Raw genomic sequence first — 24,828 nt, forward strand, 5'->3', positions numbered from 1 at the left:
TTGCGGCTGAAAAGCGAAGAATTCGCGCCCGATTCAAGACAAAATCTTGATCGTTCGGCTACATCTATGGGGATGAAAACTCACCGCCACAAGATATGGTGGGATGCGGCTGCTTTTCGTCGGATGCAGCCTATGAATGCTTCCCTAGAGGCACCAGTACTCTCGATTGCAACGGTCCGCAGGAGCCGAGCCGATCGCATAGTTGCAATGATTGCTTCATGCAAGTGATCTTTGCGCGATGTCGGCAACGTCGCGCGACAATCCCGGGCGCCTTGCGATATCGCGCAGGGTCGCGGCCGCCAGGGTGCGCCTGCCCTGCTCGAGGGAGCGCCAGGTCTTGAACGCGACGAGGAGCCGGGCTGCCAATTGCGGGTTCTTCGGGTCGATGGCCAGGATGATGTCGGCAACGAAGCGATAGCCTTCGCCGTCGGGGCGATTGAACTGCGTCTGATTGGCGGAACAGAACGTGCCGATCAAGGCCCTGACGCGATTGGGATTTTGCAGGGAGAAGGCAGGATCGTGCATGAGTTCCTTGACGCGGTCCAGTGTGGCTTCGAGCGGCAGCATTGCTTGCACGCCCATCCATTTGTCGATGACCAGCGGATCGTCGTCGTAGCGTTGGCGGAAATTGCGCAGGGCCCGCTCGCCGGCCGGCGTGGCGGAAAGGGCCAGCGTGGCCAGCGCCGCCATTTCGTCGGTCATGTTGTCGGCGTTGTCGAATTGCGCTGTGGCTGCGTCGAGCGCCTGCGATGTGCCGCCGGCGCAGACCAGATCGAGTGCTCCGTTACGCAGGGAGCGTCGTCCCGCATCGGCCGCCTGGGGCGAATAGGGGCCCGGCACCGTCATGATTTCGATCGTGTGCAGCAATTCGGCCTGCAGTTTGCGGGCCAGCGTCTGCCGCAGGATCGAGCGAGCCTGATAGACGGCCCGGGGATCGACATCACTGCCGATCTCGCGGGCGATGTCGGTCTCGCTGGGCAAAGCGAGGGAGAGTGCGGTGAAGGCCGGATCGGCGGCTCCCGCGGCAAGGAGGCCGCGGACGGCCGCGATGAAGCGCGGGTCGACCGGCGTGGCCGGGTTTTTGACCAGCCGCAGCAGCAGCTTGAGTGCGTAGCTCTGGGAGGCCTGCCAGCGATTGAAAGGGTCGCTGTCGGCCTTGAGCAAAGTGAGCAGGGCCTCCTCGTCGAGCGCAATCGTGAGCTTGACCGGAGCCGAGAAGCCGCGCAACAGCGAGGGAACGGGGGCTTGGCGTACATTGCCGAACACGTAATTGCGCTCGGATTCGGCCAGGGCCACCAGACCGTCGAAGGGCTTGCCGTCGAGCGTGACGGGAAGATCGCCCTCCTCGCCGACAAGGCCGAGGCGGATCGGAAACAGCATGGGCTGCTTGTTGGGCTGCCCCGGTGTCGGCGGCAGAATCTGCTTCAGGCTGAGGTGGTAGGTACCGGCCTGTTCGTCCCACCGTCCTTCGGCGCGGATCTCCGGCGTGCCCGACTGCTTGTACCAGAGCATGAACTGGCCGAGGTCACGGCGGCTTGCCTCGGCGAAGCAGGTCAGGAAATCCTCGATGGTGACCGCTTGCCCGTCATGGCGCTGGAAATAGAGGTCCATGCCGGCGGCGAAGGCCTCATCGCCGATCAGGGTCTTGAGCATGCGCACGACCTCGGCGCCCTTCTCATAGACCGTGGCGGTATAGAAGTTGTTGATCTCGTTGTAGATTTCGGGGCGGACCGGATGGGCGAGGGGGCCGCCGTCCTCGGAGAATTGCTGGCTGCGCAGGAGCTTGACGTCATTGATGCGCTTGACGGGGCGCGAGCGCTGGTCGGAAGAGAATTCCTGGTCACGGAAGACCGTCAGGCCCTCCTTGAGGCAGAGCTGGAACCAGTCGCGGCAGGTGATGCGGTTGCCGGTCCAGTTGTGGAAATATTCATGCGCGATAATGGCTTCAACGGCCGCGAAGTCGCTGTCCGTGGCCGTCTGGGGCAGGGCCAGCACGTATTTGTCGTTGAAGATATTGAGGCCCTTGTTCTCCATGGCGCCCATGTTGAAGTCGGACACGGCGACGATCATGAAGATATCGAGATCATATTCGCGGCCAAAGGCTTCCTCGTCCCAGCGCATGGAACGCTTGAGGGAATCCATGGCATAGGCGCAGCGATCTTCCTTGCCATGCTCGACATAGATCTCCAGCCGCACCTGTCGCCCGGAACGCGTGGTGAAGCTGTCCGCCATCATGGCGAGATCGCCGGCGACCATGGCGAAGAGATAGGAAGGTTTCGGGAAGGGGTCGTGCCAGACGGCGTAATGGCGCCCGCCCTCCAGCGTGCCATGCTCGATCCGGTTGCCGTTGGCGAGCAGGACCGGTGCCTCCTGGAACGAGGCTTCGATCCTCGTGGTGTAGACCGCCAGCACGTCCGGCCTGTCGAGGAAATAAGTGATGCGCCGGAAGCCTTCGGCCTCGCATTGGGTGCAATAGGCCGAATTGGAGCGGTAGAGCCCCATCAACTGGGTATTGGCGGACGGATCGAGGCGCGTCTCGATCGCCAGCGTGAAAGGCTCGGCGGGCGGCTGGTGAAGACTGAAACCATTGGGCGAAACCGAATAGGCTTCCGATGGCAGCGACACGCCGTCGAGCCAGGCCTCCTCGAAGACGAGGCTGTCGCCGTCGAGCTTCAAGGCTTCCGTTTCCGTGCTCTGCGGGTTACGCCGTAGCGTCAGGGCGGAAACGATGCGGGTCTGTGTCCGCTCGAGCCGGATGTCCAGATGCACCGTGTCGATCAGGAAGGCGGGGACCCGGTAGTCGGCGAGGCGAACGGGTTCCAGGGCAGCTTCGGTCATAGGGGCTTCATTCCGGCAGGGACAATCTGAATCGTCTGTGCCTGCCATCATGGCGGATGTCCGGCCCGCGCCGCAACCCGGGCATTTTCCCATGGCGCGATATGATCCTCCATGATGTCGGATCAATGTCGTGCCGGCCTCTTCTCCCAATCGCAGGATCGATCGGCTTTTCTCGAGACTGCCTTAGCCGACGACCGCAAGAATGGCCTTGGCCAGGTCCGGCGCGCGGTGGCGCAGCGGGCCTTGCAGCCTGCCATACAGGGTGAAGATGGCGGGCTGGGCGACGATGCCCAGCGACATCGCCGTCAGCAGGTCGGCATCACGTTCGGGGATGTCGCCCCGGCGCATGGCGTCGGCGAAAATCGAGCGCACCGCCTCCACCACATTCTTTCCTGCTTCGTTGGGCACTTCCGCCAGATGAGTGTGCTGGGAAAGCAACAGGAAGGCGAAGAGGGCGCGATCCTCGTCGAACAAGGTGCAGAATACCTCGACGATGCGCCCGATCTTGGTATCGAATTCGGCGTGGGCCTGATCCGCCGCGAGGATGTCACCGGCAAGCCTGGCATAGCCATCGAGGAAGAGGGAGCGCGACAGGGCATCCTTGGATGGGAAGTGGCGGTAGAGGGCAGCCTCCGCCACGCCCACGGCACCCGCGATGTCGCGGATCGAGGTCCCCGCCACGCCCTTTTGGGCAAACAGGCGCAGGGCCTCGGTCACGATCTTCGCGCGGGTCTTCGATCCGTCACGCATGGTTCCCGCCCGCTTCGTCTTGGATGGCCTTGGCCGGAGGCGGCGCTTCCGGTTCGGCGGCCTTGTCGGCGAGGGCGTGGGAAGCGCCGGCGGAACGGCCCGGTGCGGCAAGCGGGGCCGGCGGCGGGCGGTGGGCCTCCGGCTCGATGCCATTGCCCTGCGCAGGAGGCGGCGCGGAGGGCTTGGGCGGATCGGGCAAGTCCGGCAGCGGGGCCGGCGGGGTGACCTTGGCCTCACCGGCGCCGGCATTGGCCTGGCGCTCCTTCAGCATCTTATTAAGGCCGACATAATCGGTCTTGCCGGTGCCCATCACCGGCATGGCGTCGATGATCATGATCTCCGAGGGGATCATCAACTCGGCGGCATGCTTGTAGCGCAGATGCGCGATCACGTCGGCGCGGTTGGCCTGCTTGTGCGGCGTGACCAGCACCAGGCGCTCGCCCTTGCGCGGATCGGGCGTGGCCAGCACGGCGACCGGGCTCTCCGGCCAGAGGTCGGCAAGCATCGCCTCGACCGCGGCGAGCGAAACCATCTCGCCGCCGATCTTGGCGAAGCGCTTGGCCCGGCCCTTGATGGCGATGAAGCCCTGCGGATCGATGGTGACGATGTCGCCGGTGTCGTACCAGCCTCCTTCTGGCGCGGCGATTTCGCCGGGACGATCGGCCTTGAGATAGCCGAGCATCACATTGGGCCCGCGCACATGCAGGCGCCCGCCTTCCTCGATGCCGGGAACTTCCTCCAGCCGCGTCTCCATGTCCGGCAGAGCCCGGCCGACGGTGCCGTTCTTATTGAACATCGGCGTGTTCAGGGCCAGTATCGGCGAGGTCTCGGTGACGCCATAGCCCTCCAGGATACGCAGGCCGAACTTCTCGTTATAGGCCCGCCGCGTCTCTGCCTTCACAGGTTCGGCACCGGCCACGACATAGCGCAGCGAGCGGAAGTCGTAGGGGTTTGCCATTTTGGCATAGCCGGCGAGGAAGGTATCCGTGCCGAACAACGCGGTGGCGTTGGTGCCGTAGATCAGCTCGGGGATGATGCGGTAGTGCAGCGGGGTCGGGTAGAGGTAGAGCCTGACGCCGTTGACCAGCGGCAGGATCATGCCTCCGGTCAGGCCGAAGGAATGGAAGACCGGCAGCGCGTTGAAGACGATGTCGCCGGGGCCGAAGTCGATGCGGGCACCGACCTGAGCGATGTTGGACAGGATGTTGCTGTGCGACAGCACCACACCCTTCGGTGCGCCCTCCGAGCCCGAGGTGAACAGGACGGCGGCAGGGGCGCCCGGGCCGGGCTTTGCATGAGCGCGCCCGGCGCCGAGGAGACCCCTCAGCTTGTCGGCGGTTCCGACCCCGGCGCGCACGTCCTCCAGCCAGACGAAGCGGACATGCGCCTCCATCGCGGCCACGACATCGCCGAGCCGGCCTTTCTCCACGAAGGCGCGGGACGACAGCACCGTCTTCACCTGCGCGGTCTTGCAGGCCGAGATCAGGTTGGCCTGGCCGGCCGAGAAGTTCAGCATGGCCGGGATCCGGCCTGTCGACTGCAGGGCGAAGAAGGTGACGGCGACGGCATTGGCGTTGGGCAGGAGCACGCCGACATGCTCCCCCGGCGCGGTAAAGTCTACGAATTTACGCCCGAGCACGTTGATGCCGATCAAGAGGCGCTTATAGGTGAGGGTGCCGCTGACCGGATCCTCCAGCACCACCCGCTTGCGGCCATATTTGTCGGCAGCCGCCACAAGGGCCCTGAAGAGATCGGTGTCGACGGAACTCGTTTTGTAGATGAGGTCCGACATCACGTCGTAGAGGGCAGCGCCGGCGGCCTGGCGGCGCTTCTTGCCGCGCAGCTCCTCGTCGATGGTGAGGCGCGTGGGCTCGGTGAAGGTCACCGTCACCTTGGGGAACCAGCGGCGCGACACCTTGTTGGCGTCGAGCCTGGTGAAGGGCGTACGCTCCAGGCCGTCGATGCGCATGGGCACGATGTCGGCATGCGACTTGTCGGCGATCAGGCCGGCGCCGTCATAGACCTTCATCAGTGCGCCGGTGACGGTAAGGCGTCCCTCGGGGAAGATCACCAGGGTCTCGCCGGCCTTCACCGCATTGATCAGCCCGCGCGTCGCCATCGGCTTGGTCGGGTCGAGCGGATAGGCCCGGCAGATCTTCAGGAAGGGCTTGACCCACCAGGCCTTGGCGATGGTGTGGTCGATGGCGAATACGGGATCCTTGTCGAGCAGGGCCAGGACGAGGCCGGCATCGAGGAAGCTGACATGGTTGATCGCGATGATGCGATGGGGGGTCGGCGTCTCCAGGTTCTCGATGCCCTTGACCTCGAGCCGATAGAGCAGCCGGTAGAGCAGCAGGATGAAGTCGCGGAACCGGCTCATCGGCAGCACATAGAGCAGGACGATGCCGGCGATGATGTTGAGGATGGCGATGCCCAGGAAGGCCGTCGGGGTGGTCAGTCCGAATTGGGCTTGCAATAGGGACAGGCCGCCAGCACCCGCCACCATGAAAATGGCGGTGATGACGTTGCCACCGGCGATGACGCGAGCACGTTCATCCTTGGGAGCCCAGTGCTGCACGGCGGCATAGGCGGGAACGATGAACAGACCTGCGGCAACGGCCGTCAGGATCAGCACGATCGTGGTCTGGATGCCGTTGGCGCTGGCAAGGTAGCTCACGATGCTCAAGGGTACCTCGGAGCGCGTGGTTGCGAAGGCGATCAAGGCCACGACGAGGCAGAACACGCCCATCAGGATGCAGCCGATCGGCGAGAGCAGCAGGATGATGCGGCCGGCGGCGAGACGGGCTGCCAGGATCGAGCCGAGAGCAATGCCAATCGAGAAAGCGGTGAAGAACAGCGAGTTCACCGTATTGTCGCCGCCGATGACATCGTGGGCGAGCGAGGTCGTCAAAGACAGGATGACAATGCCGATCAGCCAGAACCAGGCGACGGCGAGGGAGCCGATCAGGAGCTTGCGGTCGTCTGCGACCAGACGAACCAGCTGATAGCTGGAGCGTACGATGTTCCAGTCCACCTTGAGGTCTGGCGCCGCTTGGCCGGTCGGTGGAATAGCGCGGGCGAACCACCAGCAGGCCACGGCGATCACGACCATGACGCCGGCCACCAGGGGGCTGGGCAGATCGGGCGCCACGATATTGGCGCCGAGCGTGCCGATCAGGATCGAAAGGAAGGTGCCGGCCTCGATCAGGCCGTTGCCGGCAGGCAATTCCTCTGGGGCGAGATGGTCGGGCAGGATGCCGTATTTGACCGGTGTGAACAGGGTACCCAGGACGCCCATCGCCAACATGCTAAAGAGCAATACGGGAACCGAATGCATTGCGAAGCCGACGGCAGCGATGGCAATGATAACGATCTCGACCAGCTTGATGCGCTGCGCCACCACGGCCTTGTCGTAGCGATCGGCCATTTGGCCCGCCAGACCGGACAGGAGCAGCCCTGGCGCCACCAGCAGGGCGCTCGCCAGCGAGACCAGGCTGTTGCTGCCTTCCATCGGGGCCGTCTGGGCTATGCCGTAAACAGCCAGGACGATGAGGGCCTGCTTGATGAAATTGTCATTGAAGGCGCTGAAGAACTGGCTCCAGAACAGGGGCCAGAAGCGGCGGGCGGACATCAGCGATGCGAGCATCGGCTTGGGTTCCTGGATGGGCGCGTGGCGGCGCGGGAGAATCGCATTTTAAGTTAGCGTTCGTTCACTAACTTAAAATATATGGTAAACCGCGTCAAGGAGAGGATTGTTTGCCGATATCGGCATGTGCGCCGTGGCACAACCGGAGGGCGATCGCCGGCTTGGCCGCGCGGGCAGATTATCCTTCGCGCCGGATGACGTTCAGAAACAGGCTGCCATAGCGTTCGAGCTTGGCCTGGCCGACACCGGGCAGGGCCAGAAATTCGGACAGGCTGCCCGGCCGTTCGCTCGCCATGGCGCGGAGCGTGGTGTCGGCGAAGATCATGTAGGGCGGCACGCTCTGTTCGCGGGCGAGCCGGCTGCGCTCGGCCCGAAGGGCGGCGAACAGGGCGCCGTCGCGTTCCGACATCTCGATCTCGCTGCGCCGGGCGCGTTTGGCCTCGGTGCTCTTGCGCGGCCGGTCGCGGCGGAAGATGATCTGCCGCTCGCCCTTGAACACGGCCCGCGCTTCCTCGGCCAGGATCAGGGCGCCATGGGCTTCATGGTCGACATTGACCAGGCCGGCTGCCGTGAGCTGGCGCAGCACCGATTGCCAGGTGCGGGCCTCGATATCCTTGCCGGCCCCAAAGACGGGCTGGTTGTCGTGGCCGAAACGCTGGACCTTCTCGGTGACTCTGCCGGTGAGCACATCGATGATGTGGGCGGCGCCGAACATCTGGCCGGTGCGGTAGATCGCGGCCATCGCCTTGACGGCGGCATCGGTGCCGTCCCAGCTCTCGACCGGCGAAAGGCAAGTATCGCAATTGCCGCAGCGGCCGGGATGGGCCTCGCCGAAATGGGCCAGGATAGCCTTACGTCGGCATTCGACAGTTTCGCAGATGCCGAGCAGGGCGTTGAGCTTGCCGAGTTCGACCCGCTTCACCGTCTCCGGTGCGTTGCCTTCCTGGATCATGCGGCGGCGCTGGACCACGTCGGCCATGCCGTAGCTCATCCAGGCATCCGAGGGCAGGCCGTCGCGTCCGGCCCGGCCCGTCTCCTGGTAATAGGCTTCCACCGAGGCCGGAATGTCGAGATGGGCGACATAGCGCACGTCCGGCTTGTCGATGCCCATGCCGAAGGCGACGGTGGCGACCAGGCAGAGGCCTTCTTCCTCCAGGAAGGCGTCCTGGTTGGCGCTGCGAACACCGGCTTCCAGGCCGGCATGATAGGGCAAGGCACGGATGCCCTGCTCGTTCAGCCACTGCGCCGTTTCCTCGACCTTGGCGCGTGACAGGCAATAGACGATGCCGCTATCGCCCTTGTGGCCGGCAAGGAAGGCCAGCAATTGCCGGCGGGCATTGTCTCGCTCGACGATGGCATAGCTGATATTGGGCCGGTCGAAGCTGGTGGCGAAGACTTCGGCCTCATTCAGACCGAGTCGCTCGATGATGTCGGCGCGGGTGACCGGATCGGCCGTGGCGGTGAGGGCGATGCGCGGCACGCCGGGAAAGGACGCGGCGAGGCCGCCGAGCTCGCGATATTCGGGCCGGAAGTCGTGGCCCCACTGGCTGACGCAATGGGCCTCGTCGATGGCGAAGAGCGCGATGTCGGCATCGGCGATCAGCGATTGGAAGCCTTGCGTCGCCACGCGTTCGGGGGCGACGTAGAGCAGGTCGAGCTGGCCGTCCATCAGCGAGCGGCGGACCTTGTAGGCCTCCTCGCGCGACAGCGACGAATTGAGCGCCGCGGCGCGCACGCCGGCCTGCTTGAGGGCTTCGACCTGGTCGCGCATCAGAGCGATCAGCGGCGAGACCACGATGCCGACGCCGCGCCGGCACAGGGCCGGGATCTGGTAGCACAGCGATTTGCCCGCTCCCGTCGGGAACAGCACCACCGCATCGCCGCCCCCGGTGACATGGCGCACCACCGCCTCCTGCTGGCCACGAAAAGCCGCGTAGCCGAATACGCTGTTGAGGACGGCGAGAGGATCTCGGGGAGATGAGAGGGTCATGCCTGCAGGATGCGCCTTCGATGCCTGATTCCATTCTATGGCGTTCGGTGAGGCTTACCCGACCAGGCTCGTGATTCGAAAATCTCTGGCATTGGATTCCTCCGCCGCCAGGCAATTCCGGTGGAATAATCTCGTTCGTCTGAGCGAACTCCGCTTCTGAGCGAGGATGCCGGCGGCTCCTGCGACGGAACTGAAGGGCTTGCTTGCGATCTCATAAGTTATGTTATAACATTTCATATAGATGGAAACTCAGTCGACCGCCATGGCATCGACATGCCCGTTTTCGCAATGGATCAAGGAATTCCGACATCATGCAGCCCACGCCGCAAACCCCCGTCACCGTCCTCACCGGCTATCTCGGGGCAGGCAAGACTACGCTTCTCAACCGCATCCTCACCGAAAGCCAAGGCAGTAAATATGCCGTCATCGTCAACGAGTTTGGCGAAGTCGGCATCGACAATGACCTCGTCGTCGATACGGACGAGGAAATCTTCGAGATGAACAATGGCTGCATCTGCTGCACGGTGCGCGGCGATCTCATTCGCATCATCGAGGGCCTGATGCGCCGGCGCGACCGCTTCGATGCCATCCTGATCGAGACGACGGGGCTGGCCAACCCCGCGCCGGTTGCCCAGACCTTTTTCGTCGACGACGACGTGCGCGCCAAGACCCGGCTCGATTCGATCGTCACGGTGGTGGACGCCCGCCATCTGCTCGGTGAGATCGAGAAGGCGCATGAGGCCCAGGAGCAGCTCGCCTTTGCCGATACGATCCTGCTCAACAAGATCGATCTGGTTTCACAGGAGGAGCTCGAACGGGTGGTGAAGCGGATCCGACGCATCAATCCCACCGCCAGCCTCCATGAAACCCGCCGCTGCGATATTGCCCTCGACAAGGTGCTCGGCCGCGGCGCCTTCGACCTCGACCGTATCCTCGAAGCCGAGCCCGATTTCCTCGAGGGCTTCCATGAGCACGAGCATGACGACCATGTCGGCAGCTTTGCCCTCGTGTCGCGAGAGCCGCTCGACCCAGGCAAATTCATGCCCTGGCTCAACACGATCGTGCAGCAATTCGGCACCGACATGCTGCGCACGAAGGGCATCGTCGCCTTCGACGGCGATCCCCAGCGCTTCGTCGTCCAGGGCGTGCATATGCTGCTCGAAGGCGATCATCAGCGCCCCTGGAAGCCCGGGGAGGAGCGCAGGAGCCGTCTGGTCTTCATCGGACGCAATCTGCCGAGGGAGGTAATCGAGGAGGGTTTCCTGGCCTGCCGGATACCGGCGACGGAAGACGCGGGCTGAATTCGGAAGGGCAGGGGCCGGCAGAGGCTGTTGCCCGCTGCATATTCGCTTGACCGCGCCGGCAACCCCCCGGTAACTGTGGCGTCGACGGTTCCCGTCGGATGCGAGTCCGACGGGAGTAATAGGGAACACGGTCCGGCTTTCTCCAAGCCCATGCCGTGGCTGCCCCCGCAACTGTAGGCGGAGTGCCGAGCATCCTCGTGGCGCGAAGAGCGCCATGCCACTGTGGGTCACCATGGGAAGGCAGAGGCAAGGCCTGTATCCGCGAGCCAGGAAACCTGCCGTCATCTCGATCAATCCCATGTCACGGGCGGGGATGCCCGGAACAGGAGACAATGTGACGTATCTTCCCGTCGTGTCGGGCCCTCGCCCGCCTGTTCCCTCCGCTTCGCACGACCGCGCCCTCCGCCACACCAGGGCCTGAGGACCATTCGCTGTCTTCGGCCTCTGCCGGAGGCGGCTGCTCCCCCAATCGCGAACCGAGAGAACGTCATGACCTTTTCAACGAGCAAGGCCTGGAGCAAGGCCTGCTGGTCCAGCTTCGCCGCTCTGCTTGCCACCGGCCTCGGCCTGATGCTGGGCAACGACCCGGCGGCCGCTCAAGCGACGAAATATCCCCTCAAGCTCACCAATTGCGGCCGCACCGTCACCTTCGACCAGGCGCCCCGCCGCGCCGTATCCGTTGGCCAGAGCAGCACGGAGGTGCTCTATGTGCTCGGCCTTGCCGACAAGGTCGTCGGGACGGCGGTCTGGTTCGGCCCGGTGCTGCCCGGCTATGAGGAAGCCAATGCCAGGGTTCCGCGCCTGGCCGACAATGATCCGAGCTTCGAGAGCGTGATCGCCAAGAAGCCGGACCTCGTCACGGCCCAGTTCCAATGGCATGTCGGACCCAGCGGCGTCGTCGGCAAACCGCAACAGTTCGAGGAACTGGGCATTCCCACCTATGTTTCGCCCGCCGATTGCGTCGGCAAGGACAATTCCGGCGGTGGCGACGGCACGCGCGGTACCCTCTTCACCATGGATCTGGTCTATCAGGAGATCACCGAACTCGCTGAGATCTTCGACGTGCAGGAGCGTGGGGCGAAAGTCGTCGCGGACCTGAGGGCGCGCGAGGAAGCCGCCCGCCGCAAGATCGCTGCCGGCGACGGCAAGGTCTCCGCAGCCTTCTGGTTCTCGAGCGCCAAGGTCGATGTCGATCCCTATATGGCCGGCAAGAACAGCGTGCCGGGCTACATCATGTCCGTGCTCGGTGTCCGGAACGTGGTGGAGAGCGAGGAGGAATGGCCGAGCGTCGGCTGGGAGACCATTGCCAAGGCCGATCCCACCATCATCGTCGCCGGCCGGATGGACCGTCGCCGCTATCCCGCGGACGATATCGCCGTGAAGCTGAATTTTCTCAAGACGGATCCGGTGGCGAGCCTGATGCCGGCGGTCAGGCAGGGACATGTCGTGGAGATGGATGTCCAGGCCATGCAGCCGAGCATCCGCATCGTCGATGGCATCGAGATGCTCGCAGATGCGATCCAGCGTTTCGGTCTGAAGCGCTGAGATGAATCACGCTGTCACACGAATGCTGGCGATCGGATTAATGGCGCTTGCCGTGCTCGTCCTGGCGCTCTGGCTGGGCGCCGCCATCGGGGAGACGGCCATTCCGATGGATGTCGTGGCCAAGACGGCCGCCAACCGCCTGTGGAGCGCCGGTTATGCTCTCGATCGCATCGATGAAGGCATCGTGTGGAACTACAGGCTGAGCCGTGCCGTGGTGGCTGCCTGCTGTGGCGCTGCCCTGGCGCTTTCGGGTGCCGTGCTGCAGTCGCTGCTGCGCAACGTGCTGGCGGACCCCTATGTGCTCGGCATCTCGGCCGGGGCGTCGACGGGAGCGGTCGGGGTTGTCATCCTCGGCCTCGGTGCCGGCATTCTGAGCCTGCCGGCCGGCGCCTTTCTCGGCGCGCTGACGGCCTTCAGCTTCGTCGCCTTGCTGGCGATGCGCTCGGGCCGCGGCACGGGCGCGGTGATCCTGGCTGGTGTCGCCGGATCCCAGCTCTTTAATGCCCTGACCTCCTTTATCGTCACCAAGGCTGCCAATGCCGAACAGGCGCGCGGCATCATGTTCTGGCTGCTGGGCAATCTCTCGGGCGTGCGCTGGCCGGATGTCTGGCTGGCCCTGCCGGTCACGGCCGTGGGGCTGCTGGTGTGCCTGTGGCACGCTCGCGCGCTCGATGCCTTCACCTTCGGCACCGAATCGGCGGCCTCCCTCGGCATTTCCGTCCGGCGGGCCTATGTCGTGCTCGTCGGCGTCGCGGCGATGATGACGGCGGTGATGGTGAGCATCGTCGGATCCATCGGCTTTGTCGGCCTGGTGATTCCGCATGCGGCCCGGATGGTGGTGGGCGTGCGCCATGGACGCCTGCTGCCGGCCAGCGCCTTGATCGGCGCCGTGTTCATGATCATCGCCGACATTTTGTCCCGGACCATCATCCCCGGCCAGGTCCTGCCGATCGGCGTGATCACGGCCCTGGTCGGCGCGCCGGCCTTCGCTCTCATTCTCAGCCAAAGAAAGGCGACGACATGAGCCTGTCGGCGCATAAGCTGTCCTGGTCGGCGGGCGGGGCCTCGATCCTGCACGGGGTGTCGCTGGGGGTTCGTCCCGGCGAGTTGCTGGGTATCATCGGTCCCAACGGCTCGGGCAAGACCAGCCTGATGTCCCTGCTGGCAGGTATCCGCCGTCCCCAGAGTGGCGAGGTATTGCTCTCGGGCCAGCCGCTCCACGGCCTCGCCCGTCGCGAGGTCGCGCGCCGCATCGCCCTGGTCGAGCAGCAGGCGGAGACGGCCGAGCGCATCACCGCCCGCCAGGCCGTCGAACTCGGGCGGACGCCGCATCTGGGCGCCTTTTCGCCCTGGTCCGGCAAGGACGACATCATCGTCGACCAGGCGCTGGAGGAGGTGGCCATGACCGGTCTCGCCGGCCGCTTGTGGCACACGCTCTCCGGCGGTGAGCGCCAGCGCCTCCACATCGCCCGTGCCCTGGCGCAGCAGCCGGAGATCCTGCTTCTCGACGAGCCTACCAACCATCTCGATATCGGCCATCAGATCGGTCTGCTGCATCTGGTGCATCGCCAGAACCTTACCGTCGTGGCGGCCCTGCATGACCTCAATCATGCGGCGATGTTCTGCGACCGGGTCGCACTGATGCAGGCCGGACGGATCGAGGCGATAGGTCCTCCGGCGGAGGTGCTGACGGCGGCGCGCATCCAGTCGGTCTTCGGGGTTACCGCCGAAGTCGTCCGCGATGGCACCGGCGGCTGCTTTATCCGCTATCGGCATCCGGACCTGCCGGCACCGCGACCGGGCTGGATCGCGGCGGCGTCGTGACACGCATCCGCCAACAGACGGGGAGAGCCTTCAGGTGACGAGCACCGACGCTGCGAATTACGACCTCAAGGAAGAGATCCGCGATTATTGGTCGAAGCGGTCGGAAACCTTCGACCGCGCCTTCGGGCACCATATTCCCGAGGGACCGGAATTCGAGGCCTGGGCCGCGGCGATCCGCGATCATCTCGGCATGGAACCGCGCCGGATTCTCGATCTTGCCTGCGGCACGGGCGAGATCACCAAGCTGCTGCTGGCGCTCGGCCACGACGTGACGGCCCTGGATTTCTCCGAGGCGATGCTGGCGGTAGCCCGGCGCAAGCATGCCGGGCGACAGCGCCTGCGCTTTCGTCTGGCCGACGCCGAGAACACCATGGAGCCGGAGAACGCCTATGATGCCATCGTCTGCCGGCATCTGGTCTGGACGCTGACCGAGCCGCACAAGGCCTTTGCCGATTGGCATCGCGTGCTGAAGCCGGGCGGCAGATTGCTGTTCTTTGACGGAGACTGGGCGAAACCCACCCGGATCGGCCGGATGGCATCCGGGCTCATTGCCCTGATCGACCGCCTCGCCGGCGCCGATCCCTATTACGACGGCGCGATGGGCGAACGCCATGCCCGCATCATGGAGCGGTTGCCTTTCGGCGGGGGCTTGCGAAGCACCGATCTCCTCCCGCTCCTGCAAGAGGCCGGCTTCAAGGATGTGGTGATCTCGTCGCATCGGCCGATCGCCGCGGCCCAGAGGCGCCAGGCGGATGTCCGAAACCGGCTGCGCACCTATCTCTACCAGCGCTTCATCATCTGCTGCCGCAAATGATCTGCGGGCTGTCTCCGCCTTGCATCCCCAGGGTAACGGAACCATATCCCTCAAAGCAGCCTGGAGAACCGCCCGAGGCCCGTTCGAGGTAGCGAAACTCCACGGCGCGACATGCTTCCGCCACCCGGTGGCCGAGCAGAAAAACAAGCACGATAACTGATGACGTCGCCGGGGCTGGGGTCTATGGTCCGTGACGGGACGCTATCAAGCTCTGTGAACAAGGACGTGAGATATGGCTTCGAAACTCGAACAATTGCGCGCCATGACGGTCGTCGTCGCCGATACCGGCGATATCGACTCGATCAAGGCGCTCAAGCCGGTCGATTGCACCACCAATCCGAGCCTGCTGCTCAAGGCCGCCGAGATGCCGGCCTATGACCATTTGATCGCGGAAGCCGTGAGCTGGGGCAGCAAGCAGGGCGGCAGCAAGGAAGGCACCGTCGCAGCCATCGCCGACCGTCTTGCCGTTTCCTTTGGCGCGGAGCTGACCAAGCTCGTTCCCGGCCGCGTCTCCACCGAAGTCGACGCCGATCTATCCTTCGATACGCAGGCGACCATCGCCAAGGCGCATGCCATCATCGCCGACTACAAGTCCCGCGGTATCGAGCGCGATCGCATCCTGATCAAGATCGCCTCCACCTGGGAAGGTATCCGCGCGGCCGAAGTGCTGCAGAAGGAAGGCATCGACTGCAACCTGACCCTGCTGTTCTCCAAGGCCCAGGCCGTGGCCTGCGGCGATGCCGGCGTGTTCCTGATCTCGCCCTTCGTCGGCCGCATCCTCGACTGGCATGTGAAGAATGAGGGCCGCACCTTCACGCCGGAAGAAGATCCGGGCGTGATCTCGGTCCGCGGCATCTACGCCGATTACAAAGCGCGCGGCATCAAGACGGTGGTGATGGGCGCCTCGTTCCGCTCCACCGGCGAGATCGAGGCGCTGGCCGGTTGCGACCGCCTCACCATCGCACCGAACCTGCTGCAGGCGCTCGATGCGGACCAGGGCACGCTGGAGCGCAAGCTGTCGCCCGACAACCACGCCTCGGCGCCGACCACCGGCAAGATCGACGAGCGTGCCTTCCGCTGGGCGATGAACGAGGATGCGATGGCGACCGAGAAGCTCGCCGAAGGTATTCGCGGCTTCGCCAAGGATCTCGGCAAGCTGCGCACGCTCATTGCCAAGCGCGTCGAGGGCACGGCCCAAGCCGCATGATTCTGGCTGCCTGACTGTCGCAACGTGAGCCGGGCTTTTACCCAGGATGGCCAGGAAGGGGAGGACGCTCAGGTCCTTCCCGAGCGGCCGATTTCGATCGAGCGCAATCTCGTGACGGCGCGAGGCCTTGCCATGATCGAGGCCGAGCTCAAACAGGCGCGTTCGCTTTTCGCCACGGCCGAAGCGGCCGGGGATCGCATCGCCATGGGCAATGCCTCGCGCGACATTCGCTACTGGGCCGCTCGGCGCGCCTCGGCGGAACTGGTGACACCTTCCGCCGCCGATGACGGCATTCGCTTCGGCATGGCCATCACGCTGCATTATCCCGACGGGCGTGAAAGGATCTGGCGCATTGTCGGCGAAGACGAGGCCGACGCTGCCCTTGGGCGTATCAGCCACGTCTCGCCCCTGGCACGGGCGCTGTTCGGCAAGGATGTCGGGGATGTCGTCCGCGTCGGGCCGCAGGAGGCAGAGATCGTCGAGATCGACAGGACGCCGGAAGTGCCCTGATTCAGGTTTCCCACTCTTCTACCCGATCGAATTCCAGAACGGCGAATTGCAGGGCATCGAGGATGGCCAGATTACGGGCAACACGCTGGCTCCTATAAGCGCCGTAATAGAGTTCATGGACGGCGACGGCTGGGAGTGCGATATCTGCCGGACGGTGTTGTCGCAGCCGTGCCTATAGCCCGTACAGGCGCTGTGCAAGAGGCAGGGTGCCATAGTGCCGGCCAAAGAAAAATGGCGGCCATCGGCCGCCATTTTCGGATATGCGCAGGGAATGCGATTATTCCTCGGAGAAGCCACCGAGATGGCTCTGCGAGTAGTTCTGGATGCCGAGGCGCTCGACCAGGTCGAGCTGCGTCTCCAGGAAGTCGATATGGCCTTCCTCGTCGGTCATCAGTTCCTTGAACAGGTTCTCGGAGACGAAATCCTTGACGGTGCGGCAATATTCCGCGGCTTCCTGATAGAGGGCCCGGGCCTCGCGCTCGGCGGCGAGATCGCACTCGAGAACTTCCTTCACCGTTTGACCGATCCGCAGCGGATCGAGCGTCTGCATGTTCGGGAAACCTTCCAGGAAGAGGATGCGGGAGGTCAGCTTGTCGGCATGCTGCATCTCCTCGATCGATTCGGCGCGCCACTTCTTGGCAAGGCCCAGCAGGCCCCAATTGTCGAAGATCCGGTAATGCAGCCAATATTGATTGATTGCGGTCAGTTCGCTCCGCAACGCCTTGTTGAGATAGTCGATGACCTTCTTGTCGCCCTTCATGAGCGTTTCTCCGTACTTGGTGGACTGAAGTCACATTAGAAGAATTCTAAATTTAGGCAAGCCCCGATGGCGGCAAATTTGTCCGGGGGTATTTTGCCGGGCAGGGGGCGGTACAGGCCCATCCACGATCGCCTCAGGCGCTCCCAGTTTATTCTTGTTCTAAACTACTGATTTATAACGATTCTATTGTTGTGTCGGGCCATTGACAAGCCGGGCGCGTCCGTCCACATCACTTCCGTCACTGCCTTTGCTCGAACCCAAGATCGCTGCGAATGATCGTCTGTTCCTGCCGTGTTTTGACCGATGAGGATTTCACCAGCACGCTCGCGACCGAGCAGCCGGGCTGTCCGCGTTCGGCTGCGGAGGCTTATCGCTGTCTGGGCTGCGGACCCGAATGCGGCCGCTGCCTGATCACTGTGCGTCAGATCCTTGCCGATGCGCGCGCGGCAGCGCGCTGCCATGACTGCACCGAGGATTGTGCCCTGCGCGATATGGTCGAGGCGGCCAATACCGACGAAATCCTGCTGGACGCCGCCGAATAGGCCGTTTTGCCGGCGGCAAGACCAGACCTTCGCTGCGACGGTATTCGCATCCTTCTTTATCCCCTCTTCGTGATCCGCTTCTCACGATTGCGTTTCGCGTCAGCCGCGCCACAATAATGCCGCGCCATGTCGGCATAGGCGATTCATGCCCCAGTCAGGTGATCAGGATGTTCGAACCGGCCTAGCCGCGCATCTCGTGGCGCTGTGGCGGTTCGGGCTGGTGCTGTCGGGCAGCGGACAGTCGGCGGAGGAACTGGTCCAGGCAACCTGCTTGAGGGCACTCGAGCGCTCGCATCAGTTCATACCGGGAACGCGGCTCGACCGTTGGCTGTTCGCCATCGAGCGCTCGATCTGGCTCAACGAGGTCCGGGCGAACAAGGTTCGCAATCCCGTCGAACTCGACGAGGCGGAGGCGGCCCTGTCTTTCGACGGCGAACGGCAGTTTCAAACGAATATTCTGGCTGCTCAGGTGTTGAGACAAGTGCAGGCTTTGCCTGCAGCGCTGCGCGAAACCGTCTTTCTGGTCTATGGAGAGGGGCTCAGTTATGCCGAGGCGGCCGAGATGCTGGCCGTGCCGATCGGCACCGTCATGAGCCGTCTTGCCTCGGCCCGCCTCAGGCTCGCGCATCTGAACAGGGATACGCCGGAAGGCGCTTCGGGGGAGGCATCATGAGTGTGGAAGAGATGGGACCCGATGACGCCATCCTCGTGGCCTTCCTCGATGATGCGTTGTCGCCCGAGGAACGTGCGAGCCTGAAAACCCGTCTGGCCCGGGAACCGGAATTGAAGGCGAGGCTGGATGCCCTCGCGGGCGGCTCCCTGCCGTTCAGACAAAGCTATGACGCCCTGGCGGCGCATGCGCCGCAGGCGCGGCTCAAGGCTATTCTTGCGGCAAGCCAGACGGCAATTCCGGCCTCGACGGCCAACGACAACCAGAAACGTTCCGGCTGGCGCGTACCGCCGGCTGCGGTGGCGGCGGCGCTCGCCTTGTTTGTTCTCGGCGCTGGCATCGGCCATTATCTGCCGCCCGGCCTCTGGCCATTTCCCTCGGGACAGCACGGTGATCATGACGGGCCGGATGCCTGGCGTTCCACCGTGGCGGAATATTGGGGGCTGACCACGTCGCAGACACTCGACTGGATGCCGAACGACGTCTCCACCGCACAGCGCGACCTTGCCGCCGCGACCCGCCGGCTCGGCTTCCCGCTGACGCCCGACAAGATCAGCCTGCCCGCCCAGGAGCTCAAGCGCGTCGAACTCTTCCACTACGACAATGCGCCGCTCGTCGAGATTGCCTATTTGGATGAGCTGACCGGGCCGCTTGCCTTCTGCATCTATGCCAACAATCCCGGCACGGTGACGCCGCCGACGCTCGAGCAGCGCAAGGGCTTCAACGTGGTGTTCTGGTCGGATGCCGAACGCTCCTACATGCTGATCGGCCATGGACCGGACGAGATCATGCAAAAGCTCGCCGCGATGCTGGCAAAGCAGATCGCGGCGTGATCGGGGGCGGGTCTGCAGGCCCGCCTGCCTTCTTGTCTCGGGCGGCGGTTCCACGCCGCTTTGAACACCAGCCCCCCAAAAAACTTGCCAAGCTGGTGAGACAAGCGGATTCTTACTCTGGAGCCGTTCAAAACTGTGATTGACAGTGACTCCTTCTTTTGATCAACTGGTAAAAAATAAAGAGCCAAATACCAGAGGTTCAGATGACTGCACGATCCGACATTGCGCGGGGCCGTCTCGATTCCGCCACGCTTGCCAGCAATTTCTCAGATCTTCATCCCGCCTTCGACAGGCATGAAGCACGGGTTGCCGCCGAGCGCTGCCTGTTCTGCTATGATGCTCCCTGCGTAAAGGCCTGCCCGACTTCGATCGACATCCCGCTGTTCATCCGCGAGATCATGACGGGCAATACGGTTGGCGCGGCCCGGACCATCCTGGAATCCAACATCATGGGCGGCATGTGCGCCCGTGTCTGCCCCACCGAGACATTGTGCGAGGAAGCCTGCGTCAAGGAGACCTCCGAGGGCAGGGCGGTCGAGATCGGCAATCTGCAGCGCTATGCAACCGACGAACTCTTCGCCAAGGGCCGGCAATTGTTCAAACGCGGCGCCCCCACCGGCAAGCGTGTCGCCGTAGTCGGCGCCGGCCCGGCCGGTCTCTCATGCGCCCACAAGCTCGCAACGCTTGGTCATGAAGTGGTGGTCTTCGAGGCACGCGAGAAGGCGGGCGGCCTCAACGAATATGGCATCGCCGCCTATAAGAGCACCGGCGATTTTGCCCAGGCCGAGGTCGACTACATCACCGCCATCGGCGGCATCACCATCGACTATGGCAAGCGGCTCGGGCGCGACATCGAACTCTCGGATCTTGCCAGGCAATTCGACGCCGTCTTCCTCGGCATGGGGCTGGGCGATACCAACGATCTCGGCCTGGAAGAGGGCATCGAGGGCGTGATCGACGCCGTCGATTACATCGCGGACCTCCGCCAGGCCACCAATCTCGCCGATTTGCCGGTCGGCCGCCGCATCGTGGTGATCGGCGGCGGTATGACCGCCATCGATATCGCCTCGCAGACCAAGCGCCTGGGCGCGGAAAGCGTGACCATCGCCTATCGCCGCGGGCAGCCGCAGATGAATGCCTCCGATTACGAGCAGGAGGTCGCCCAGACCGATGGCGTGCTCATCCGCCACTGGCTCAAGCCCGTGCGGCTGCACGCCGAGGATGGCAAGCTGGTGGCCGTCGAGCTCGAATATACAGTGGAACAGGATGGGCGGCTCGCGGGCACAGGCGAAACCGTCAGGCTCGAATGCGACCAGCTTTTCACGGCGATCGGCCAGTCCTTCCTGCCAGGAGAGGTGAACGGCGTGCCGCTTGCGCTGGAAAAAGGGCGGATTGCCGTCGATGCCCAGCGGCGAACCTCGGTCCCCGGCATCTGGGCCGGCGGCGATTGTGTCGCTGGCGGCAAGGATCTGACGGTGGCAGCGGTGGAGGACGGCAAGCAGGCCGCTCTCTCGATCGATCTAGCTCTGAAGTCCCGAGCGAAAGCGGCGTGAGGAGGAACGACATGGCCGATCTCAGCACCAACTTCCTGGGCATCAAGTCTCCCAACCCGTTCTGGCTGGCCTCTGCGCCGCCGACCGACAAGGAATACAACGTCGTCCGCGCCTTCCAGGCGGGCTGGGGCGGCGTGGTCTGGAAGACGCTCGGCGAGCAGGGCCCGCCGGTGGTCAACGTCAATGGCCCGCGCTACGGCGCCTGGCACAGCCAGGACCGCCGCGTGATGGGCTTCAACAATATCGAGCTCATCACCGACCGGCCGCTCGAGGTCAATCTGCGCGAGATCAAGCAGGTCAAGCGCGACTGGAAGGACCGGGCGCTGATCGTCTCCCTGATGGTGCCTTGCGAAGAGAATGCGTGGAAGTCGATCCTGCCCTTCGTCGAGGACACCGAGGCCGACGGCATCGAGCTGAATTTCGGCTGTCCGCACGGCATGTCGGAGCGCGGCATGGGCTCGGCCGTCGGGCAGGTGCCCGAATATGTCGAGATGGTCGCGCGCTGGTGCAAGCAATATACCCGCATGCCGGTGATCGTGAAGCTGACGCCCAATATCACCGACGTGCGCAAGCCCGCCGAGGCGGCCAAGCGCGGCGGGGCTGACGCTGTATCGCTGATCAACACCATCAACTCCATCGTCTCGGTCGACATCGACAATATGCGCCCCTGGCCGAATACCGATGGTTTCGGCACCCATGGCGGCTATTGCGGCCCGGCGGTGAAGCCGATCGCGCTCAGCATGGTCTCGGAGATCGCCCGGGCGGAGGCGACGCGGGGTCTGCCGATCTCCGGCATCGGCGGCATCGAGACCTGGCGTGACGCCGTGGAATATATGGCGCTGGGCTGTGGCACGGTGCAGGTTTGCACCGCCGCCATGGTCTATGGCTTCAAGGTGGTGCAGGAGATGATCTCCGGCCTGTCCGACTGGATGAACGAGAAGGGTTATACCTCTGTCGACCAGTTCGTCGGCAAGGCCATTCCGCGTGTCACCGACTGGCAGCACCTCAACCTCGACTATGTGGTCAAGGCCCATATCGACCAGGATGCCTGCATCAAATGCGGCCGCTGCCACATCGCCTGCGAGGATACGTCCCACCAGGCCATCACCAACATGGTCGACGGCGTGCGCAAGTTCGAGGTGATCGAGGAAGAGTGCGTCGGCTGCAATCTGTGCGCCGTGGTCTGCCCGATCGAGGATTGCATCACGCTCGAACCGGTGACCACCGGGGTCGACAAGCGCACCGGCAGGCCGGTGGGCGGGCATCGCACCTGGAAGGAGCATCCCAACAATCCGGCCGTGCATGCCAAGGCGACCGAACCGGCGGAGTAAGGCGGGGGAAGCACGCCTGTAGCGATATGAGGCACGGCGTGCCGATCTCCAGATCGGCATGCTGGAAAACGAGTGTTTGCCTGCCGAGGATGCCGATCTGGAGATCGGCACACCAATCCTGTATTTATCCCGCAAGGTCATGTGGGCGAGATGCCCGTCAATCCGGGCAATCCGCGTGAAGCTAGCCGATCTTTCCCGCTATGCCGAAGCCGCCGGCCTCTCTGTGAGGGGGGCCTTTCATCCGAGACCCGAGGACGGTGTACCGTCGCGCGACACCGAGCCCGTCGGAACGCTGGTACTGCTCGGCTGGGCCGGCGGGCGGCATTGGCCCAGCTTTGCGGCTTCGCCCGAGGCTGTGGATGGCGCGCTCCATCCATTGGATCGCTGGTCCGAGCGGGTGATCGGCGCGATGGCAAAGGAGTTCGGCGCCGCGGCCCTCTATCCCTTCGGCGGCCCGTCCTATTGGCCATTCCAGCGCTGGGCGCAGCGCGGCGACAACGTTTTTGCCTCGCCGCTCGGCATGTATGTCCACCCGGTGCATGGGCTGTGGCACAGCTATCGCGGTGCCCTCTGTTTTAGGCAGAGGCTGGACCTGCCCCCAAAGGAAATCCAGGCCCATCCCTGCGAGAGCTGTGCGGCCAAGCCCTGCCTGGACACCTGCCCGGTCGGCGCCTTCACGACGGCGGGTTACGATGTCGAACGCTGCGCCGCTCATGTGCGCTCCGCCGAGGGCGCGGCCTGCCGGCAAGGCGGCTGCCTCGCGCGCCGGGCCTGCCCGGTCGCTCCGGGGCAGGCTTATGGCGCCGAGGAGGCGGGCTTTTATATGAAAGCTTTCCTGGCGGCGCATTGACCGGAGGACCGCTCTATTTCAGCTTCTCCTTGGTCTTGGGAAAATCGCGCCAATAGTCGCCGCTGCCCCGGCGCAGCACGTCGTCCTCGGGCCGGATCTCGAAGGGGGACAGCGTCGGCTTCTCCCGCAATTGGGCGAACAGGGCCGGTGCGTCGATCCCCTTGAGCAGGTCGAAGAGCTCTTCGAAACGATCGATCACGAAATAGCTCGCCTGGAAATCGTCGATGTAATAGCCGGTCCTGGCAACCCTGTCGAAATCGAAGCGCAAATGATGGGCCGAGGCATCGCCGACGGCATATTTCGCCTCGCCGAAGGAGGAGACGATGCCCGCCCCATAGATGCGGATGCCCTCGGGCTTGCGGATCAGGCCGAACTCGATGGTGTACCAGTTGAGGCGGGCGAGGAATTTCACGCCCCTGTTGTCGATCGCCTCAAGGCCGATGCGGCCATATTCGTTCATGTAATCGGCATAGGCCGGATTGGTGAGCAGCGGCACATGACCGAAGACGTCGTGAAAGATGTCGGGCTCTTCCAGATAATCGAGCTGCGCGCGCGTGCGGATGAAGGTGCCGGCCGGAAAGCGCCGGCTTGCCAGCATCTCGAAGAAGGGGCGGGAGGCGATGAGGCCGGGCACGGCTACCACCTCCCAGCCGGTGGCCCTTCGCAGCCTTTCGTTCATGCGCTCGAAATTGGGTATGCCTGTCTCATCGATACCCAGTGTCGTCAGGCCATCCAGATATTCCTGCGCGACATGGCCCTTCAGGGCCGCGAGCTGGCGCTTGAAGAGAATCGACCAGGTCTCGTGGTCTTCCCTGGTATAGCGATCCCAATCCTGCGGGATGATGCATTGCTCGATCGTCTGAGCACTCAGTATGGCGTGTCCCATCATGTCCTCCCAAAAGCGTTTTGCGACTTCTTGGAATCACCAAGAATCGCAAAGACGCGTCGGAACGAGGGGCTGGAGCAAACGCGCCTGAACGTGCTTTGCTCTAGGGGATGACCCCTCCATCCATATGGGGTGATGATAGCACGCCTGCCAGGACGACACGCAATTTCTCTGGGTTGTGTTTTGTCTCTAACGCTTTGTTCTGGCGTGTTTTATTGCCGGAAAAGCCAGCGCGGCTTTCTGAAAATTGCTCTGGCACGAAAGGCGGGCATTGGCTTGGGACATCGCAGGAATGCCGGCCCGTTCGATGTCGGCAGGAGCCGCCCTCAGCGCTCTGCCAGCACGCCGCGCAGGATCGTTTCGGTCAGCGTCTTCAGCGTTTCCTCGTAGAAGGCCTCGTCGTTGAGGTCCTTGCCGGTGAGAACGCTGATCTGCGTGGCGAAATCGGCATAATGCTGGGTGGTCGCCCAGATCATGAAGAGCAGGTGATAGGGTTCGATCGGCCGCAGCTTCCCCTCGGCGATCCAGCGCTGGATGATGACCGATTTCTGCCGGACGGTGTCGGTAAGATCCGTCGCCAGCACTTTCTTGAGATGCGGCGCGCCCTGCATGATCTCCATGGCGAAGAGACGGGAGGATTCCGGATAGAGCCGCGAGCATTTGAGCTTGTGCTCGATATAGGATGTCAGCGCCGCGACCGGGCCGCGCGTGGCGTCGAGTTCCTTCAGCGGCGTGACCCAGACTTCCAGCGTGCGGGTGAGCACCGCCTCGTAGAGGGCGTCCTTGGTGCGGAAATAATAGAGGAGATTGGTCTTCGACATGCCGGCGGCTTCGGCGACCTGGTCGATACGGGTGCCGCGCAGGCCGTGTTTCGAGAAGGCCGAAAGGGCGCTGTCGAGGATCTTGTCGATATTGGCCAGGCCGAGCTTGGTCTTGTTGCGTTGCCGGCCGGCCTCTCCTCCCTCTGGCATGAGC

Annotated in this window: 20 protein-coding genes and 1 riboswitch; of the genes, 13 read left to right on the forward strand and 7 right to left on the reverse strand. The window is 63.9% G+C overall.

The features are described from left to right. Positions 1 to 216: 216 nt before the first annotated feature. The 4 genes from pepN to recQ all read right to left on the reverse strand — a co-directional run bounded on the left by pepN (position 217) and on the right by recQ (position 9,224). Entirely contained in the window at positions 217 to 2,838 is a 2,622-nt protein-coding gene (gene pepN / locus C5L14_RS09400) for an aminopeptidase N (RefSeq protein WP_105861758.1), read from the reverse strand. A gap of 183 nt (positions 2,839 to 3,021) precedes the next feature. Further along, positions 3,022 to 3,588 carry a TetR/AcrR family transcriptional regulator gene (locus C5L14_RS09405; RefSeq protein WP_105861759.1) on the reverse strand — a complete coding sequence of 189 codons (567 nt, stop codon included), beginning with the start codon at positions 3,586 to 3,588 and terminating at the stop codon, positions 3,022 to 3,024. Beyond that, a complete protein-coding gene (locus C5L14_RS09410) occupies positions 3,581 to 7,234 on the reverse strand; it encodes an acyl-[ACP]--phospholipid O-acyltransferase (RefSeq protein ID WP_105861760.1) in 3,654 nt (1,217 codons plus the stop codon). The genes C5L14_RS09405 and C5L14_RS09410 overlap by 8 nt, the downstream gene beginning before the upstream one ends. Before the next feature lie 178 nt (positions 7,235 to 7,412). Beyond that, positions 7,413 to 9,224, reverse strand: a complete 1,812-nt coding sequence (gene recQ, locus C5L14_RS09415; protein ID WP_105861761.1) for a DNA helicase RecQ — start codon at positions 9,222 to 9,224, stop codon at positions 7,413 to 7,415. 311 nt (positions 9,225 to 9,535) lie between these two features. On the opposite strand from recQ, the gene C5L14_RS09420 reads away from it, so the two are divergent. The 7 genes from C5L14_RS09420 to greA all read left to right on the forward strand — a co-directional run bounded on the left by C5L14_RS09420 (position 9,536) and on the right by greA (position 16,428). Further along, on the forward strand, positions 9,536 to 10,525 hold the full coding sequence (locus C5L14_RS09420; RefSeq protein ID WP_105861762.1) for a CobW family GTP-binding protein: 990 nt from the start codon (positions 9,536 to 9,538) through the stop codon (positions 10,523 to 10,525). Between the two features lie 71 nt (positions 10,526 to 10,596). Continuing rightward, a riboswitch (cobalamin riboswitch) is annotated at positions 10,597 to 10,825 on the forward strand. A 273-nt stretch (positions 10,826 to 11,098) separates the two neighbouring features. Beyond that, on the forward strand, positions 11,099 to 12,073 hold the full coding sequence (locus tag C5L14_RS09425) for an ABC transporter substrate-binding protein (protein WP_105861981.1): 975 nt from the start codon (positions 11,099 to 11,101) through the stop codon (positions 12,071 to 12,073). A gap of 1 nt (position 12,074) precedes the next feature. Beyond that, on the forward strand, positions 12,075 to 13,097 hold the full coding sequence (locus C5L14_RS09430; protein ID WP_105861763.1) for a FecCD family ABC transporter permease: 1,023 nt from the start codon (positions 12,075 to 12,077) through the stop codon (positions 13,095 to 13,097). Beyond that, positions 13,094 to 13,897: an ABC transporter ATP-binding protein gene (locus C5L14_RS09435; protein WP_105861764.1), complete on the forward strand. Its 804-nt coding sequence runs from the start codon at positions 13,094 to 13,096 to the stop codon at positions 13,895 to 13,897. The genes C5L14_RS09430 and C5L14_RS09435 overlap by 4 nt, the downstream gene beginning before the upstream one ends. 34 nt (positions 13,898 to 13,931) lie before the next feature. After that, positions 13,932 to 14,711 (forward strand): class I SAM-dependent methyltransferase, encoded by a 780-nt coding sequence (locus tag C5L14_RS09440; protein ID WP_245443320.1) that lies wholly within the window; start codon positions 13,932 to 13,934, stop codon positions 14,709 to 14,711. Between the two features lie 232 nt (positions 14,712 to 14,943). Next, the gene (tal, locus tag C5L14_RS09445) at positions 14,944 to 15,918 is read left to right on the forward strand and encodes a transaldolase (protein ID WP_105861766.1); all 975 of its coding nucleotides are present in this window, start codon (positions 14,944 to 14,946) and stop codon (positions 15,916 to 15,918) included. A 24-nt stretch (positions 15,919 to 15,942) separates the two neighbouring features. Further along, a complete protein-coding gene (gene greA / locus C5L14_RS09450) occupies positions 15,943 to 16,428 on the forward strand; it encodes a transcription elongation factor GreA (RefSeq protein WP_105861767.1) in 486 nt (161 codons plus the stop codon). Positions 16,429 to 16,705: 277 nt separating this feature from the next. On the opposite strand, the gene bfr is transcribed toward greA, so the two are convergent. Further along, positions 16,706 to 17,188 (reverse strand): bacterioferritin, encoded by a 483-nt coding sequence (bfr, locus tag C5L14_RS09455; protein ID WP_105861768.1) that lies wholly within the window; start codon positions 17,186 to 17,188, stop codon positions 16,706 to 16,708. Positions 17,189 to 17,460: 272 nt separating this feature from the next. On the opposite strand from bfr, the gene C5L14_RS09460 reads away from it, so the two are divergent. From C5L14_RS09460 to C5L14_RS09485, 6 genes are all read left to right on the forward strand, one after another. Further along, positions 17,461 to 17,730, forward strand: a complete 270-nt coding sequence (locus C5L14_RS09460; RefSeq protein ID WP_105861769.1) for a (2Fe-2S)-binding protein — start codon at positions 17,461 to 17,463, stop codon at positions 17,728 to 17,730. A gap of 145 nt (positions 17,731 to 17,875) precedes the next feature. Next, entirely contained in the window at positions 17,876 to 18,403 is a 528-nt protein-coding gene (locus C5L14_RS09465) for an RNA polymerase sigma factor (RefSeq protein ID WP_105861770.1), read from the forward strand. Next, positions 18,400 to 19,233, forward strand: coding sequence for an anti-sigma factor family protein (locus tag C5L14_RS09470; protein WP_146126871.1), 834 nt, complete (start codon positions 18,400 to 18,402; stop codon positions 19,231 to 19,233). The genes C5L14_RS09465 and C5L14_RS09470 overlap by 4 nt, the downstream gene beginning before the upstream one ends. Positions 19,234 to 19,436: 203 nt before the next feature. Further along, positions 19,437 to 20,786 carry an NAD(P)-dependent oxidoreductase gene (locus tag C5L14_RS09475; RefSeq protein ID WP_105861772.1) on the forward strand — a complete coding sequence of 450 codons (1,350 nt, stop codon included), beginning with the start codon at positions 19,437 to 19,439 and terminating at the stop codon, positions 20,784 to 20,786. 11 nt (positions 20,787 to 20,797) lie between these two features. Further along, positions 20,798 to 22,117: an NAD-dependent dihydropyrimidine dehydrogenase subunit PreA gene (gene preA, locus C5L14_RS09480; protein ID WP_105861773.1), complete on the forward strand. Its 1,320-nt coding sequence runs from the start codon at positions 20,798 to 20,800 to the stop codon at positions 22,115 to 22,117. 175 nt (positions 22,118 to 22,292) lie between these two features. After that, a complete protein-coding gene (locus tag C5L14_RS09485) occupies positions 22,293 to 22,967 on the forward strand; it encodes a 4Fe-4S dicluster domain-containing protein (RefSeq protein ID WP_210203217.1) in 675 nt (224 codons plus the stop codon). A gap of 13 nt (positions 22,968 to 22,980) precedes the next feature. On the opposite strand, the gene phhA is transcribed toward C5L14_RS09485, so the two are convergent. Together phhA and rutR are read right to left on the reverse strand one after the other, a co-directional pair. After that, on the reverse strand, positions 22,981 to 23,856 hold the full coding sequence (phhA, locus tag C5L14_RS09490; RefSeq protein WP_105861774.1) for a phenylalanine 4-monooxygenase: 876 nt from the start codon (positions 23,854 to 23,856) through the stop codon (positions 22,981 to 22,983). 323 nt (positions 23,857 to 24,179) lie between these two features. Further along, the gene (gene rutR / locus C5L14_RS09495) at positions 24,180 to 24,824 is read right to left on the reverse strand and encodes an HTH-type transcriptional regulator RutR (RefSeq protein ID WP_105861775.1); all 645 of its coding nucleotides are present in this window, start codon (positions 24,822 to 24,824) and stop codon (positions 24,180 to 24,182) included. Between the last annotated feature and the right edge of the window lie 4 nt (positions 24,825 to 24,828).

Origin of the sequence: Labrys okinawensis, from assembly GCF_002982075.1 — a bacterium.
Classification (GTDB): domain Bacteria; phylum Pseudomonadota; class Alphaproteobacteria; order Rhizobiales; family Labraceae; genus Labrys; species Labrys okinawensis_A.

What these genes read in the sequence shown, in the direction of transcription:
- C5L14_RS09470 (WP_146126871.1), top strand. Translation starts at nt 18,400, where the DNA reads ATGAGTGTGGAAGAGATGGGACCCGATGACGCCATCCTCGTGGCCTTC.
- preA (WP_105861773.1), top strand. Translation starts at nt 20,798, where the DNA reads ATGGCCGATCTCAGCACCAACTTCCTGGGCATCAAGTCTCCCAACCCG.
- recQ (WP_105861761.1), bottom strand. Translation starts at nt 9,224, where the DNA reads ATGACCCTCTCATCTCCCCGAGATCCTCTCGCCGTCCTCAACAGCGTA.
- C5L14_RS09465 (WP_105861770.1), top strand. Translation starts at nt 17,876, where the DNA reads ATGCCCCAGTCAGGTGATCAGGATGTTCGAACCGGCCTAGCCGCGCAT.
- C5L14_RS09420 (WP_105861762.1), top strand. Translation starts at nt 9,536, where the DNA reads ATGCAGCCCACGCCGCAAACCCCCGTCACCGTCCTCACCGGCTATCTC.
- C5L14_RS09430 (WP_105861763.1), top strand. Translation starts at nt 12,075, where the DNA reads ATGAATCACGCTGTCACACGAATGCTGGCGATCGGATTAATGGCGCTT.
- C5L14_RS09405 (WP_105861759.1), bottom strand. Translation starts at nt 3,588, where the DNA reads ATGCGTGACGGATCGAAGACCCGCGCGAAGATCGTGACCGAGGCCCTG.
- tal (WP_105861766.1), top strand. Translation starts at nt 14,944, where the DNA reads ATGGCTTCGAAACTCGAACAATTGCGCGCCATGACGGTCGTCGTCGCC.
- C5L14_RS09425 (WP_105861981.1), top strand. Translation starts at nt 11,099, where the DNA reads ATGCTGGGCAACGACCCGGCGGCCGCTCAAGCGACGAAATATCCCCTC.
- bfr (WP_105861768.1), bottom strand. Translation starts at nt 17,188, where the DNA reads ATGAAGGGCGACAAGAAGGTCATCGACTATCTCAACAAGGCGTTGCGG.
- C5L14_RS09410 (WP_105861760.1), bottom strand. Translation starts at nt 7,234, where the DNA reads ATGCTCGCATCGCTGATGTCCGCCCGCCGCTTCTGGCCCCTGTTCTGG.
- C5L14_RS09460 (WP_105861769.1), top strand. Translation starts at nt 17,461, where the DNA reads ATGATCGTCTGTTCCTGCCGTGTTTTGACCGATGAGGATTTCACCAGC.
- C5L14_RS09435 (WP_105861764.1), top strand. Translation starts at nt 13,094, where the DNA reads ATGAGCCTGTCGGCGCATAAGCTGTCCTGGTCGGCGGGCGGGGCCTCG.
- pepN (WP_105861758.1), bottom strand. Translation starts at nt 2,838, where the DNA reads ATGACCGAAGCTGCCCTGGAACCCGTTCGCCTCGCCGACTACCGGGTC.
- C5L14_RS09475 (WP_105861772.1), top strand. Translation starts at nt 19,437, where the DNA reads ATGACTGCACGATCCGACATTGCGCGGGGCCGTCTCGATTCCGCCACG.
- rutR (WP_105861775.1), bottom strand. Translation starts at nt 24,824, where the DNA reads ATGCCAGAGGGAGGAGAGGCCGGCCGGCAACGCAACAAGACCAAGCTC.
- phhA (WP_105861774.1), bottom strand. Translation starts at nt 23,856, where the DNA reads ATGATGGGACACGCCATACTGAGTGCTCAGACGATCGAGCAATGCATC.